This window comes from Vibrio sp. 03_296 (assembly GCF_002265885.1).
Map to the genome: position 1 here is coordinate 1 of NZ_NPKW01001190.1, position 468 is coordinate 468.

1 rRNA gene is annotated in these 468 nt (G+C 51.5%); it reads left to right on the forward strand.

What is annotated here, in order from left to right:
• Positions 1 to 468 (forward strand): 23S ribosomal RNA (locus CIK04_RS30875); the annotation flags it as partial.

A 468-nucleotide genomic window follows, 5' to 3' on the forward strand; every position in this document is an offset into this window, starting at 1 on the left:
CGAAGTGATCTAGCCATGGGCAGGTTGAAGGTTGAGTAACATCAACAATGGTAGGACCGAACCGACTAATGTTGAAAAGTTAGGCGGATGACTTGATGGCTAGGGGTGAAAGGCCAATCCAAACTCGGAGATAGCTGGTTCTCCCCGAAAGCTATTTAGGTAGCGCCTCGGACGAAGTACGTACTGGGGGTAGAGCACTGTTAAGCTAGGGGGTCATCCCGACTTACCAACCCTTTGCAAACTCCGAATACCAGTAAGTACTATCCGGGAGACACACGGCGGGTGCTAACGTCCGTCGTGGAGAGGGAAACAACCCAGACCGCCAGCTAAGGTCCCAAATTACAGCTAAGTGGGAAACGATGTGGGAAGGCTTAGACAGCTAGGATGTTGGCTTAGAAGCAGCCATCATTAAAGAAAGCGTAATAGCTCACTAGTCGAGTCGGCCTGCGCGGAAGATGTAACGGGGCT